Raw genomic sequence first — 12979 nt, forward strand, 5'->3', positions numbered from 1 at the left:
CGATGGCCGTTTCAAGCAGAGCGTCCCGCGGCCGTGGCTTTCTGAACCTGGTCGTGCAGGCGTCGAACCGAGGCCCGCGAAGCCGCCATGGGCAGTGCGTAGGCCATTCGTCTGACTGTTGAGAGCGGAAATGCACCGGCGAGGCGCAGAAGCATCTTCCAGAAGAGACGTCGATCTCCTGCCAGCCACAAGAACTTGAGCGTCAACCACTCCTGCGCAAAGGCATAGTCCTGCTTAGAGGTGAATGCGCCCTGGTGCTTGCGGAGAAGCGCCGCCGCGGATTGTCGCTCGGCGCCCAGCGACTTTTCGTCTGTTACGTGCATGGTTTGGGTGACGAGGGGCTCCGCGATCCCGAGGAAGTGAGCACCATTCAACGCGAGACGAACCGCCAAGTCCGTGTCTTCACTTCTGCGCAAAGTGGGATCGAAGCCGCCAACGGCACGGTAGGTCGACAACCGAGCCATTTGACTGCACGTGGCTAGCGAACCATAGCCGTTCCGCAAAGGCTTCCCCTGGAGTATCCGTGCAGCCACAGCCGGGCCGGATGGTGCCCGCACGTGCAGGCCGGTGCCCATCGTGGTCTCAATACGTGAGCTGCCATCCGGGAATAATTGGCGGCGGGCGGTGTGGCAGATGACCGGCGCTCCCTCAGGGAAAAGCCGCTCGTACGTGATGATTCTCTCGACTTGTGCGGCTAGGCGTTGAGGCGCGCTCTCATCATCATCATCAAAGAACGCTACGAAATCACCTTGCGCATGGCGGAGAATAGAGTTCCGGCTCTCCGCCACGCCCTTATTCACAGTATGGCTGATGAGTTGGATCCGCGGATCTTCCGCCTGAAGTGACGTGACCTTCTGTGGCGTAGCGTCCGTGGAGGCGTCGTCGACGACAAGCACCTCGAGGCACCGCCAATCCTGTGCGAGCGCGGAGCGTATCGCAGCCTCAATCGTGTCCTGAGCGTTGAATGCTGTCACGCCGACAGTCACGAGGGGCTCAGCCATAGGCACGCTCTCCCAACAGCGGCAGACGATATCCGCGCCGGTACACGCGACGGGCTGCCGTCCAGACTGCCCAAGTTATTACTGGCCCTAGAATGCCGACGAACAGTCGGACAACGGGAGCCTGAGCTTCGTCTTCCAACCCGATCAAACGCCCGAGACGCCACGTTCCCCAGAAGAAATAATAGTGAAGGAGGAAGATGAAAAGTGACGCTTGGCTGATCACGATGGCGGCGCGTGCCAGCAAACGAGGCGCAGAAATGCGGTCGAACCAAATAACCGGAAGAATAATCAGCGGCATGAATATAGCGCGGGTCTGACCATCGGCTGCGTTAACGCCAATGAAAAGCGCCAGAACGGATCCGGCTAATACGCCAGTTAGTAGCAAGCGGCCCGCCAGTTTGCCGACATTCGACGTCCGGACGGCCCAGCAAAGCCACCCTAGGACGAAGTTCCAGGCAATGAGATGTGGCAGCTTGTCTGCCAGATGCCGCGTGTCCCACAGTGAATAGGACATCAGGGCGATAGCGCACGAGCCAACGAATAGGGCTGAAGTCCAGAACAGTCTGTGTCGTTGAATGCGCGACCCCATGTCGGTCAGCGCGAACACGAGGGTCAGCGCTAGCAACATTTGTGCGATCGCCTGCGGATACCATATCGGGAAGAGAGCGACTCGTGACTTGTACATCCAGTTGCTCACGAACATGAGTTCGTGAGCGCTGACTTTGCCTACTGCCATACCCCAGAATAGTGCGATGATGAAGCTCGGCACCGCCAGCCGTAGGCCGAACCGGTAGAAGGCGCGTAGGGCCCCGGCGGTGCCGTCATTGAAGCCAAACTGCGCCATGGCCAGCCCCGAAACGAAGAGCAGCGCGTTCAGCCCGCCATGCAAGCTCACGCCGAACACGCAGTGGTTCGCCACGACCAGGGTGATGGCTGCGGCTCGCGCGAAAACGATGGTCTCCAGTGTGTTAGCTCGCACGGTCACTCCCGAGCGCCCCGCAGAGCTTCGAGCTCGTTGATGGTCATGAGATGCCAATTAGCGGGTAGGGGGCCGACGAGTTCTTCAAGCGCAATAGTGAGTCCAACGTAGGTAAGCGAGTCGCCACCAAGAGAGACAAAGGTATCTGCTAAGTCGACCGAGGTGAGCCGCATGACCTCACGAAAGACAGATGTGATGCTTCGGCTGCGGTCTACACTTCCCACCATTATGGCAACCGCTTCGCGTGCGACCTCGGCGACAAAGCGCAAGGGGTGGGCGCACAGGGACACACGTGCTGGGCTCAGAGCAAGACTCTGAAGAGCTGCGTAGTCTACTTTGCCGCTGGGAAGCCGCGGCAGCTCGTGGGAAATATGGATGTGGATTAGCGGCTTGGGAAGGTTGAGCAGTTCGCTCGCTCGGGCATGGGTAAGCGGTGGAGCGCCCTCGTGGAAAATCGCTACCGCTTCTCCCGCGGAAACTGCCGCGACTGCGAATCCTTCGCCGATAAGAACCTGCTCCACCTCGTCCAGGCTAACCCGAATGCCCAATGGCTTCACGAACCGTGACTTGCGTCCGGCGAGTACGAAAAGACCATTGGGCCTTCTGAACGCGAGGTCTCCCGTGGCCAGACGCTCGACGTGAGCGGCGTCTGCAAGGTCTTCCCTGGACGATGCGTATCCGGCCATCACGTTGGGGCCATAGTAAACGAGCTCCCCACGTCTAAACGGTTCCTCTATCGACCTGCCCTCCTCATCCACAATCTCGAGCCGCCCCCCAGGAACTGGCACGCCAATGGCGTCTGGATCAGAGAGGGCCATTTCAGGAGGGAGATAGGCCATGCGCGGCGAAGCCTCAGTTTGGCCGTACATGACATAGAACCGCCAACCGGAGCGTTCCCCGGCCGCCGCGAATTTCCGAACTAATTCTGGATGCAGTTTCCCCCCGGCCTGGGTGACAAAGCGCAACGACGGAAGAGTTTGCAGTGACGTGCCGCCCCTGGCGAGGGTCTCGAACGTATGGGGGACGCCGGCGAAGTTGGTGATTTGCCATTCCGATGCCAACGACCAGAACCATGGATCTTGAACTGAGCGGTCGGTTAGTAGAAGTGAGGCGCCAGAAAGCAGATGTGAATTAAGTACAGAGAGGCCATAAGAGTAGTGTGGCTTCAATACCGTAATTGCTCGATCTATGTTTTCAATCCCAAGATATCGTACGATTGATTGCGTGTTACTCAAAATGTTTCGTTGGGTAATCTTAACGAGCTTGCTGGCGCCGGTGGTTCCGGATGTAGAGAAAAGGATCGCGATCGCGTCGTGCACCTTTGGGGGTTCGTGTAAACTTGTTTGAACATGCCAACCTTCAGATGAACATCGGATGTGTGCATCCAATCCAAAGCGTTCCCGGATCGAGGCAAGCGCCCCTGGCTTATCGGGTTCAAGGAGGTGGACCGCATGACCTTTCAGGAGTGCGCCTACGTAGGCCGCGACAGTGGCTGGGTTGTTGCCGCCCTCAATGACGACGAGCGCCTTCCGATCCGGCAGGTGTGCCCCGATCGCACCAGCTTCCTTCGCGAGCTCCCCGTAGCTGACACTTCTACCGCTCTCCAGCACGAGCGCTGGTAGATCGGCGAACTGCGCCAAGGCGTTCGCCAGGGCGGTCTGCATTTCACCGTTGGGGCGCAGATCAGCCGGGTTCCGCACAGTCATGATGTATGTTCCTCAGACCCCGCTGGGTGAGATGCGGCGCGGGGCTGCTCGGATGAGGTCCCAGGTTGTGGGGGTTGATCGGATAAGGACCGTCTCGAGAGTACAAAGGATGTGGTGGCGCTAACACCGAGGCGGTGCGCGAAAATTCCGGCGACGGCACCCCAGAGTCCGAACGCGGGCACCAGTGCGAGGCACGCCAGGATGCGAACACCGGAGGTCCAGAGAACGACGTCACGGAAGGCGACGTCATTTGCTTGCGAGCGGATGAACCGGAATTGGAACTGCCCGACGTTGCCGATTGCAACCGAGCAAAGCAGCGCCTGCGCGTATGGTATCGATGGAGAATACTGCGGACCAAAGACCCCAATCAGAATTGCAGGTGCAAAAGTAAAAGCAAAAACGACGATTAATACACCTGCCGTTAGGCAGATGAGCTGAATGACGCGAGCGAGTTTGACGGAGTAGGAACTCATTCGCGCGAAACGTGGGGCTAGGACTGCTGCGGCGTCTTGAGCGACGCTACGCACCAGCTCTGAGAGGCGATCGCCAGCGAGGAAAACTGCCAGCGCTGCAGGGCCCACCACGAGGAAGATGAGGATCCGCTCCACCTGTTCGGACAGGGAGCCAACCACATTGATCGCTGACGTGCGCACGCCGTACCGGAATAGGTCGTCTCCTTCGTCACTCTTTCCTTCACCGCAACGTCGCCATGTAATGTACGTCATCGCCACGTTGATCAGAGATGTCGGTAGTAGGTAGAGGGTGATGAAGACGCCCACATCTTGAACATCGAGCAGCACCGCTGCGACGATCAGGCCGTGGGTCGCAAGCGCATTCGAAGACTCCACGAGGGACCAGACGCTGAAGCGCCCCTCCCCAAGGAGGACGCTCTTCCACTGGATCAAACCGGCATAGAGCGGGAAGCAAGCCGCTCCCACAGCGAGCGGAACGACAGCATCAGGTCGCAGCTCGCGACATAGCAGCGCTGCTGAACCAAGTAGGAGCCCGCCTACAGTGCTAGCCGCGAACCCTACTTTCAGCCCTCTACGGTACAGTCCGCGGCTTCCACGCGACACTGCCTGCATGATCGCGTTGTCAAGGCCGGTCAGCGCCGTGAACGCGATGGCAGCGATCGCAACGCCAGCGAACTGATATTGGCCAAGGAGCGTGGGGGCCAAATGCCTGGCGAGGAAATAGATGCTGACCAAACCCGCCGCGCGCTGGACAACGCGTTGCCCCAGCAGAGTTAGGATGTCGGCTGCGATCTTTTTATAGCGGGGAACGTGCTGCCTGAGCGCGCTCAGCGTGCCGGCGCGAAGAAGGCCGATAGGCATTACCAGAGCCCCGGCCCACAGGCGGGAACGTAGCTCACCATCGCGCGTGCCCCATCGAAGGCCGCTCTTGGACAAGCATTCTGAAGCGGCGGGTGCCTGTCACCCGACTCAGCGGACAGCCGTCACCCATGCGTAGGTGAAGCAGCTTAAGCATCATGGGGTCCTCGCCCCGCGACCTCATTTGCAGTCTCGGGCACCGGTTTAGCTGGCGTGAGGAGGGGGTAGGCAATTGAGAGGTCGCAGTTGCGAGTCTCGGCGCCGGTGACGTGCAGCAGCGTGCTGCTGGTGACGCTCCAGAGCTCGAAACGCTCGTGGCAGAGACGTCGGCCGGCTTGACCCATCGTACGTATCAGCTCGGGCGACCGAGCGAGAGCAATCATGGCGTCAGCGAGCGCTCCAGCATCGCGCGGCGGGATCAGGATCCCATTGTGTCCGTCGATCACCGTTTCGCGGCAGCCAGGCGAGTCTGTCGTGATGATAGGCCGGCCAGTTGCCATGGCCTCTAGGTTGGTCCGGGGAGTGCCCTCCCGATAGTACGAAGGAAGTACGAAGACGTGACAGGCGGCATAGGCAGGCCGGGGATCGGGGAGATGACCAGGCGCCTCGACTATTCCCTCGGAAACCCAGCTTTGAATCTCGCTGGCCAAAATTGCCGCCGGGTTCTCGTCTGGCGCGCCAACGAGGACGAAACGGGCGGCCGGCACCACCTGCCGCACGCGACGCGCTGCCTCGATGAACTCATACACACCCTTGTCGCGGATCAGGCGCGCCACCATCAGGAACGTCGGAGGACCTTCAGGGAGGTCGGTGAGTGGGAAGGCCTCCATGTCGACGCCGGAGCCATTCACGATCGCGCCTCTACTCTCACAGTCCAGCACGCCCAGAGAGAGCATCTCTGCTTGATCGTCAGGGTTCTGAAACAGAACTACGTGTGCACAGCGAAATGCGGCTGTGTAGGCGAGTCGTCCTAGTAAGGCCGTAACGCGGCGCTTGACGCTTCTTCCTTCCGTGAAGGCGTACCCCAGACCCGGGATCAGAGCTGCTCGCCGAGGTACGCGAGCAAACCAAGCCAAAACCATGGCATAGATCACAGGCTTGATCGTATGGGCGAACACAAGCTTGCACTGCCGATCCCGCAGCAAACCCCAAAGTGTTCGCAAGGCAGACACGTCTGCTAGCGGGTTCAGGCCCGCCTTGCGCAAGTTCCAGGGCAAGAACCGCGCGCCCTGAGGTAATTCACCCTCAGGCTGGAACCCCGGCACGGGCGTGGCGAGGATCAGCACATCATAGCCAGCGGCCTGAGTTGCACGAATGAGTGCGCCTCGGAAGGCTGCCATGTATTTTACGTCGGCGCCGACGAACAACGCCGTGCCTCGCGCGTCACACTTCGCACTATCTGCCTGACGCGGAGTGCGCTGCTGGGGGGGAGGTGCCGTCATGTAGCGGTCCGAGCTGTCCACACCCTTTGGCGATGGACGACTGCGGGATTAGCTCACGTAGTACTTCTTGTATTCGGCGTAGTAGTAGCCCGGGTCCCCGTAGCCGTACCGGGCCTGCTCCTTCATATCCATCTGGGTCAGGGCGACGCCCCCCAGGTGAGCGCCGGTCCCGGTCAGCAGCCGGAACGCCGACTCGATCGCCTGCTGCGGCGTCTTGCGCCAGCGTGCCAGGAAGACCACGGCGTCGGCCTTCGGCGCGAGCACGCGGGTGTCGGCGACCGGCAGGACCGGCGCGGTGTCCAGCACGACGAGGTCATACCGGTTGCGGAGCTCAGCCAGCAGCCGGTCCATGGCCTGGGAGCCGAAGACGTCCTTGGGCGTGAAGGCGCTCTTGGCGAGCGGCAGGAAATGGGCGCCCGTGGCCTTGTCGGTTTCGATGGCGTCCTGCAGCGTCGCCTCGCCGGCGAGCACTTCGAGCAGGCCCACCTTGGGGTCGGCGCCGAGCACGCGGTTCACAGTGCGGCGGCGCAGGTCGCAGTCCACCACGATGGTCCGGGCCCCCTGCAGGGCGGAGGTGCGGCCAAGGCAGATCGAGGTGGTCGTCTTGCCCTCGCCGGGGAGGGAGGACGTCACCGCCACGACCTTCACAGCGTCCCCCAGGCGCGCGTAGAGGATGGACGTCCGCAGATTGCGGAACGCCTCGGAGAAGCTGGAAAGCGGCTTCTCGACGACATAGTCGATCGGCGCGGACTTGCTGTCTTCCGCCACGGAGGCCAGCAGCGGCACGGCGCCCAGGTAGGCCGTTTCCAGCCTGCGTTCCACGTCCTCGGCCGTGGCGAGACCGGAGTCCAGCATCTCGGCCAGGACGACCGCGCCGACACCCGCGCCGAGCGCCAGCAGGAGGCCCAGCGCGAGATTCAAGGCCACCTTGGGCGAGCTCTGGCCCGTCGGGATCTTCGCCTTTGAAACGACGCGGGCGTCGGATTGCTCGATGCCCTGTTGGGTGCTCGTCTCCTTGAACCGGTTCAGATAGCTCTCGTAGAGCGTGCGCGAGGCTTCCGCGGTGCGCTGCAGCTCGTTGAGCCGGACCATGGCCCGGTTGTTGGCCTCCAGCGTGCCGCGGGCGCCGCCGAGGCTGCCGCCGATGGCGCCGGCCCGTTCGCGCGAGACCTGGGCCTTCGCCTCCAGGTTGGAGATGATGCGCTGGATCTCGGCTTGGATCTGGCCGTCAATGTCCTGCAGCTCACGCTTTGCCTTAAGCATCTCAGGGTGACGCTCGCCATAGCGGCCCTGCAGGTCCGCGACCCGGGCGCTCACCTCGGTCCGCTTGTTGCGCAGGTTCTGGATCACCGGCGAGCTCAGCGCTTCGCCGACGTCCTCACCGGTGGAGCCGCGGGCCAGCTGCTGCCGGGCGGTGTTCAGCCGAGCCTGGTCCTCAGCAACCTGCGCCCGGGCCTGGGCGAGCGTCTGGTTGTAGTTCGAGATCTCCTGCTCGGTCAGGTTGGTGCCCGAGGCGCTGAGCAGGTTGTTGGCGATCTTGAACTGCTGGACAGCGGCCTCGTCGGCCAGGACCTGGCCGCGGAGTTCGTCGAGCCGTGTGTTCAGCCAGCGCGTGGCCTGCCGGGTCGCCTCGAACTTCGCCTCCATCTGCTCGAGCAGGTAGAGCTCGGCGAATTTGTTGGCGATGCGGGCGGCCTTGGCGGGCTGTTCGGACTCGAAGCTGACGTTGATCACATAGGTGAGCCCGGCGCGCTTCACGGACAGGTGGCCCAGAACCACGTCGACGATCCGTTCGTGCTGCTTCTGCGCCTCGATCGGAGACAGCCGCGCCGGTCCCTCGTCTAGGCCCGTCGCGCCCTTCAGCGTCGCGATGACGGCCCCAAGCCCGGAGGGCTTGCGGATCGCGCTGTTGAACTCCGGATCCGTGTCGAGTTCGAGGCTCCGGACCACCCGCTCAGCGAGCTGCCGCGACCTGAGCACCTCAACCTCGGTGTCCACGACGCTGGAGTCGGCGGGCAGTCCCGACAGCACCTCCTCGACGTTGGTCACGCGCTCCTGCCGGGTGTCGAGCATCACATTTGCCGTCGCCGTGTACATGGGCGTCGCCGTCTGGGTCAGGAGGACGCACGCAAGCAGGACCGCCAGCAGCACGGCCCCGAACAGGCGCAGACGCCGCCGGAAGGCGGCGTACAGGCGACGGAGATCAAGCTGCCCGAACGGGAGCGACCGGGGCGACGTGAAACTCGCCTCGGGCTCCGGGCTCGGAGCAGGATTGTAGATGTTCATGATCGGCGCCCTGACAGTCCAGCAGCTGTGATCACTGCAGGAGTTGAGCCAACTAACCAAGGAGCCGCAGGCCCGCGAGCCTGCGACCTTTCCGCGCCCCTAGGTTGTCAGAACTGGGCGGTGAGGGTCGCCGCCACCTTGTTCTGGATGAAGTCAGTCCCGGTCCCGCGCACCGTGTCGCGCCGGTCGTAGCTGTAGCTGGCGGTGAGGCCGATGCTGCGGTTCAGCAGATAGGTCGCGCTGACGCCCGCGCTCTGCCGCTCGTCCTTGCGGTTGAAGAAGTCGTACTTGTCTTCCCCGTAGCTGGCTCGCCCGGAGATGATCACGTTGCGGAGCAGCTCGTGGTCAACCTGGAGGCCCAGATTGGACGAGAGATAGGCGCCGGATCCCGGCACCGAGCTGTCCTCGATGGTGCGGCTGCCGCTCGCAGTGACGGTGGTGAGCGGCGTGGGGAACCACTCCACCTGGGCCCGAGCGCCGAAGCCGTCCACGGTCCGCAGGCGCGGGTCTTCGAACTTCTGCTTGAGGTAGCCGACCGCCACCTCGCCGCGGCTGAGGCTGCCGAGCTCGAAGTTCGCGCCGCCGAGCACCTGCACCCCATCGGAGTCGCGGTTCACCGCCGTCGCGTTTCCTGGGAGGCGGTAGTCGCGCGTGTTGCCGATCACCTCGATGAAGAGGGCGCTCGCAGGGCTGACCGCGAAGTCGACGCGCCCGCTGAACATGTTCACGTCACGGTCGCGATACTGCTGGTCGATCACGCCGCCGCCCTGTCGGGGCGGGTTGTCGTAGTCGAATTGCTGGAAAGCGTACCGCCCGGTGAATCGCAGGCGGTTGACCGTATGCTCTGCATCCACGCGGAGGGACGTGAGCTCGTACTGTGTCGGCTCCAGCGCGCCGCCCAGCTGGCCCGGCGGGAGGGTCGGGTTGTTGGGCGAGGTCCGGGGCTCGGTGAGCTGCGCCCAGTCGAGCGACGTGCGCACGTTGGTGAAGCGGAGCAGGTCCAGCCGTCCGTTCACTCCGAGGAGGAAGTCGTCGGAGTTCTCGTCCTCGTTGTCCTGGAAGCGGTTGAACACCGCGCGCGCGTAGGCCGAGAGGCTGTGCCGCGACCAGTTGGAGGCGGCGCTGATCTCGGGGGCCACCCGCCAGACGAGGTCGTCGATCTCACTGTCCTCGGTGGCGTAGATGTTGTCGTTATATTCGGCCGTCGCCGAGAGCTTCGGATAGACGAGAAAGGCCCCAGCCCGGAGGCCGAGGGCCTCATAGCCGTCCTTGGGACGCTGCAGGACACTCACGTTGCGGTCCCGGGCGAACAGGTTGGCCGCTTCCGTCGGGAGCGCGAGACCCGCGCGTTCGGCCGAGGGGCCGGTGCTCGGCTGGCCCGCAGGGGCGCCGGGCATCGCGGCGCCCGCCGAAGGGCCGGCCACCTGCGCCATCGCCACGCCGGACGCCGCGCCGAAAAGCAGCGCGGCCGAACCGGCCGCGATCTTGATGGAATGAGACACGTCTGTTCCCCAAAACAGAGAGCATGCGCAGTCGCCCTGCGCATCGAGGGGCGGACCGCCGCCCCTGCGCCGTTACTGTGGCCGGTAATCCGGAATGGTCGTTGTGACCGTGGGCACAACAATCGCGGGCGCCGTCGTAGCGGTGGAAGCCGTGGTGGTCGAGCCGGTGGGCAGGGCGCCGGTCGCGCTGGCGGTCACCACGTTTGCGACCGTCGGAGGCATCGAGGTGGACGCCGTGGCGACGGCCCTGCTGACCACCGCGGCCGGAGCGCCGGAGGCCTGCACCACGGCGGCCACGGCGCTGGCCACGGCGCCGTCGCCCTGGCCCGCGCTCTGCTGCGCCACGGCGACGATCGCCCGCGTCACCACCGTCTCCTGGGCGGCCGCGAGGCCGTTGCGAAGCGCCGTCATGTTCTGGGTGTAGCCCCGTTGCGTCAGGATCGCCGTCACCTGGCCGAGGATCTGGTTGGCCTGCACGGGGTCCTCAGGCAGGTTCGCCATGATCGCCTGAACCACGGCGTCCGCCCGGGCTGCCGCGCTTCCCGACCCGGTCGCGGCCGCGATCGCCGCTTCGGCGACCTCGTCGGCCTTCGACCTCGCCGGCGCCGTTTGCTGGGCGATGGCGTTCATGGCCGCGCCCATGGCGACAGTCCCGGTCGTGATCGCCGCGAGGACCGCCATGCTGCGCAGCGCGACGCGCGCAGCCGGAATCTTCGAATTCATATGAGCCCCGTGAAGCGACCTATCCCCAGTCGCGCGGACAATAAGCTCAGCCGTGACTGGAACACAACCCCTGATTAAGATAATCTTGAGGTTACTGGACCTCAGGCCACACCGATCGCGACGAATAGAGGATCGGAAACAGTAGACTCCATTGCGCCGCAGCCACCTGACCGCTCGGATTCGTCACCCCTTGGGTGATTTCTTTGAGGGTGCGGCGTCCGCGCAGCCGGTAAAGGGCCAGCGCCTCACGCCGCACGGCGTCCCGGACGTCGGGCGTGAGCGCGTCCCAGGTCTCCAGGCCAAAACGGACCCGCCAAGCGGCGGAATCGGGATCCACGGCCACCAGGTCGTAGCTTGTCTTGATGTGCTGGAACCCCTTGGATGTGAGCCGGCCGTTCTGCTGGAAATCGATGTAGGCCAGCATCAGTCTCGGACTGTTCTCCATCGGAGACAGCCGAAGCGCCCGTGTGGCCTGGGCGCCGGCGGCGGCGACCGCCGCCGGGTCGTTCCCGGCTTCCATGAGGAGGCGGCGCGCGCCGAGGGCGTGGCCGGGGGAAAGCGGCAGGCCATGCCCCCCCTCCGTGTTGAGCGACAGGAGGCCAGCAGCGCTGAGGAAGAGGGTTATGGCGGCGAGCGTCGCAAGGCCGAGCCGGACCATCCCGCGGTTCACCGGGATGACCCCTGCGCGGCGGCGAACTGGAGGCCGAGCAGCCATGACCAGAAGGCCGCGACCGAGTAGGTTTCCAAGGCGAAGTCGCTCAGGCCGTGCACGAGAACCACCACATCGGCGGCCACCAGCGCGAAGAGCAGGGTAGTCATGCGGCTGCGGCGAAGCCCGGCGCGGAGCGTCAGCGCCATAACCGCAACGAGACTCCCGAACATGGCGGTTGCGCCCGCGAGGCCGGCCTGCTCGAGCCACCCGAGATAGACATTGTGGACGGCGCGGCTGGCCCAGAGCGCCTGCACATTCCCGTCATGCAACTGGATGCGGTTGACGAGGTCGAAGGTCCCGAGGCCGTAGCCCATGGCGGGGGCCGCGAGGAACGCCTCCCAATGGGTGGCGAAAAGCGCCTGGCGGTCTTGGACTTCGTGCGGGGCGGCCAGCGCGCGGTCAATGAGCTGATCGCCGAGCGCGGCGACCAGCAGAAGGACGAGCGCGACGCTCGCGAACGTTGCGACGAGGGCCCGCGGCGCCGTGACCCGTCCGCGCGCCATGAGCAGGCCGCCGAAGGTGATCAGCCCCGCCGCCGCCGCCGTGAAGCCTCCACGCGAAGCGGTGGCGATCAGGCAGCCGAAGCTGAGCAGGGCCGCGCACCCCTCGGGCGCCGCGGCCGTCCAGTGCCCGGGGCGCTCCCGCCGGATCTTCGAGAAGAAGGCGCCCGCGGCGAGCACCAGCAGGATGGCGAAGAGGGTGGCTGCCGTGTTGGGCGCGGCGAAGCTGGCGCCGAGCCGGTCGAACCCGGGCCCGAAGGCGCCGCTGACAAAGGTCAGCAGTGACCACAGGGCGTAGGCCGAGCCCAGCGCCAGCACCACGTTCAGCGCGATCCGCGCCCGTCCGTCCGAACTACCGGTGTAGAGGCCCCCCCCGAATGCGCAGCCAAGGCCCAGGAGTTTCACCAGTTCGAGCAGAGTCTGGGACCGGTCGATGGTGCCGGCCGGCGGCGAGACGCCCGCGAAGTCCCAGACGGGATGAGGGCCGCCGAGTGGGAACGGCGTCAGCGACCACAGCACCACGGCCAGGGTCGCGGCGAAAAACGTCGCCGGAAGCCTCAGCTGGCGCGCCGGCAGGCCCGCCTGGAGGCGGGGCGTGGCCGCGCACGCGAGCAGAAGCGCCGCCAGGGCCGCGGCCAGGCTCAAGGAGGTCTTCGGCGGCATGGCGCCGTAGGCGCCATGCGCGGCGAAGAGCAGGGCGGGGCCGCAGAATCCCAGCCAGCGGGCGTCCTGGGCCCACCACTGCAGCCTCCACCAGTGCGCCTCGTCCGCGCGCGCGTCGCGAATCCTCGCCATGT

The 12979-nt window shown here is 64.6% G+C and carries 10 protein-coding genes; all 10 read right to left on the reverse strand.

Annotated elements, in window-relative coordinates; genetic code table 11:
* Nucleotides 1-11: 11 nt before the first annotated feature.
* On the reverse strand, nucleotides 12-1001 hold the full coding sequence (locus VIL67_RS18715) for a glycosyltransferase (RefSeq protein ID WP_332050439.1): 990 nt from the start codon (nucleotides 999-1001) through the stop codon (nucleotides 12-14).
* Nucleotides 994-1986 carry a hypothetical protein gene (locus tag VIL67_RS18720; RefSeq protein ID WP_332050440.1) on the reverse strand — a complete coding sequence of 331 codons (993 nt, stop codon included), beginning with the start codon at nucleotides 1984-1986 and terminating at the stop codon, nucleotides 994-996. Before VIL67_RS18720 ends, VIL67_RS18715 begins: the two co-directional genes overlap by 8 nt.
* A complete protein-coding gene (locus VIL67_RS18725) occupies nucleotides 1983-3686 on the reverse strand; it encodes an AMP-binding protein (RefSeq protein WP_332050441.1) in 1704 nt (567 codons plus the stop codon). Before VIL67_RS18725 ends, VIL67_RS18720 begins: the two co-directional genes overlap by 4 nt.
* Entirely contained in the window at nucleotides 3683-5020 is a 1338-nt protein-coding gene (locus VIL67_RS18730) for an oligosaccharide flippase family protein (protein WP_332050442.1), read from the reverse strand. Before VIL67_RS18730 ends, VIL67_RS18725 begins: the two co-directional genes overlap by 4 nt.
* 146 nt (nucleotides 5021-5166) lie before the next feature.
* Nucleotides 5167-6384, reverse strand: coding sequence for a glycosyltransferase family 4 protein (locus VIL67_RS18735; RefSeq protein WP_332050443.1), 1218 nt, complete (start codon nucleotides 6382-6384; stop codon nucleotides 5167-5169).
* A gap of 123 nt (nucleotides 6385-6507) precedes the next feature.
* A complete protein-coding gene (locus tag VIL67_RS18740) occupies nucleotides 6508-8745 on the reverse strand; it encodes a polysaccharide biosynthesis tyrosine autokinase (RefSeq protein WP_332050444.1) in 2238 nt (745 codons plus the stop codon).
* A 107-nt stretch (nucleotides 8746-8852) separates the two neighbouring features.
* A complete protein-coding gene (locus VIL67_RS18745; protein WP_332050445.1) occupies nucleotides 8853-10247 on the reverse strand; it encodes an outer membrane beta-barrel protein in 1395 nt (464 codons plus the stop codon).
* 72 nt (nucleotides 10248-10319) lie between these two features.
* Nucleotides 10320-10970, reverse strand: a complete 651-nt coding sequence (locus VIL67_RS18750; RefSeq protein WP_332050446.1) for a hypothetical protein — start codon at nucleotides 10968-10970, stop codon at nucleotides 10320-10322.
* A 91-nt stretch (nucleotides 10971-11061) separates the two neighbouring features.
* On the reverse strand, nucleotides 11062-11640 hold the full coding sequence (locus VIL67_RS18755) for a hypothetical protein (protein ID WP_332050447.1): 579 nt from the start codon (nucleotides 11638-11640) through the stop codon (nucleotides 11062-11064).
* Nucleotides 11637-12977 carry an O-antigen ligase family protein gene (locus VIL67_RS18760; protein ID WP_332050448.1) on the reverse strand — a complete coding sequence of 447 codons (1341 nt, stop codon included), beginning with the start codon at nucleotides 12975-12977 and terminating at the stop codon, nucleotides 11637-11639. The genes VIL67_RS18755 and VIL67_RS18760 overlap by 4 nt, the downstream gene beginning before the upstream one ends.
* Nucleotides 12978-12979 lie beyond the last annotated feature (2 nt).

Origin of the sequence: Phenylobacterium sp. (assembly GCF_036563385.1) — a bacterium.
In the GTDB taxonomy this organism is placed as follows: Bacteria; Pseudomonadota; Alphaproteobacteria; order Caulobacterales; family Caulobacteraceae; genus Phenylobacterium.